The sequence below is a fragment of the Cellulosimicrobium cellulans genome (genome assembly GCF_001722485.1).
Classification (GTDB): Bacteria; Actinomycetota; Actinomycetes; order Actinomycetales; family Cellulomonadaceae; genus Cellulosimicrobium; species Cellulosimicrobium cellulans_A.
Genome location: NZ_LWGL01000332.1, coordinates 1 through 1,324 on the forward strand (window position 1 = coordinate 1; position 1,324 = coordinate 1,324).

Below are 1,324 nucleotides of genomic sequence, written 5' to 3' on the forward strand. Positions count from 1 at the left end.
GCCGGCGACCACCGCGCGCACGTCGGCCGGGTGCACACCACGGCCGAGCGGGTGGGCGTCGAACGTCGCGGCGGCCCACGCGCCCCCGCGCGCACGGCGCGCCGGGCCGGCGGTGACGGGCACGGGCTCGACGACGTCGGCCACGCCCTGCACGACGACGCTCGGCAGGAACGTCGCGAGGTCGAGCCACCCGGCGCCGCGCGAGGCGTACGCCCAGTCGACGAGCACGACCGACGACGGCGTCAGGACGAGCGTGTCGGCGCGCACGTCGCCGTGCACGAACGACTCGCCCTCGCACGCGACGAGCACGCCGCGCTCCGCCTCCACGAGGGCGTCCAGGTGGTCGGCCGCCCACGGCACGAGGAGGGCGAGGTCCGGGTCGGGGTCCTCGCGCAGCGAGCGCCACCCGGTGGCGAGGCCGGCGAGCTCGGGGCCGGCCGGGGGCAGACGCGCCTCGCGCGCGCCGGGGAGCGACGCCACGGTCTCGAGCGTCGCGAGGACGCGGTCGAGCTCGTCGGGGTCCCACGGGGTGGTCGGCGGGCGGCCGTCGACGAGCTCGAACGCGATCATGCCCCAGTCCTCGTCGCGCAGCGCCCAGGCGAGGCGGGGCGCCGGCATGGCGCGCGGCAGCTGCCGCGCGGCCCACACCTCGGCGCGGTAGCGCGCGATGACGCCGGGACCGTCGGTCACCCGGGTCGCCTTGACGACGTACCGCGCGCCGTCCTCGAGCTCGAGGAGGGACATGACGTCGGAGCGCGACCCCGCGGGCAGCGGCGTCTCCGCGACGACGCGCGCGCCGGCGGTCGCCTCGATCTCGTCCCGCACCGTGCGGGGGAGGTCGTCCCAGCGCAGCCGCCCCGCGCCGACGAGCGGGACCTCACCGGTCGGCTCGACGACGGTCGAGAGCTCGTCGGACATGGTGGTGGCGCTTCTCCCGGTCGGTGGCTCGGCGGGACGCACCCGCCTCGGAGGCCGGGGCGGGTGACGGTCGCGTCGCGGCCGCCGCGGCCGGGCCCTCGTGCCCGCCGGGTCACGGCCGGGCACAGACCCTGACAAGGTAGCGCGTCCCGGACGGAAGTCCAGCACCCGCCCGGCACCCCCGGGACGCGCCGCGCCGACCGCTCCGTAGACTGGGTGATCGTGACCCAGCCATCCGGCCCGTCGCGCCGCGCGACGAGCGGGCCGCGGCCCGCACCGCGCGTCGCGTACCTCGACCACGCCGCGACGACCCCCCTGTCCGACGCCGCCCGCGAGGCCCTCGTCGACGAGCTGTCGCGCACGGGCAACCCGTCCTCGCTGCACGCCGCCGGCCGGGCCGCGCGGC

At 78.9% G+C, this 1,324-nt stretch carries 1 protein-coding gene and 1 pseudogene; one reads left to right on the plus strand and one right to left on the minus strand.

Annotation, left to right across the window (positions count from 1 at the left end; all coding sequences use genetic code 11):
- Positions 1-918, minus strand: a 918-nt coding sequence (locus tag JZ5iCDA_RS17525; RefSeq protein ID WP_069388245.1) for an aminoglycoside phosphotransferase family protein, incomplete at its 3' end; no start/stop codon positions are given.
- Between the two features lie 222 nt (positions 919-1,140).
- Here JZ5iCDA_RS17525 and JZ5iCDA_RS17530 point away from each other — a divergent pair.
- A pseudogene (locus tag JZ5iCDA_RS17530) lies at positions 1,141-1,324 on the plus strand (cysteine desulfurase NifS); the annotation flags it as partial.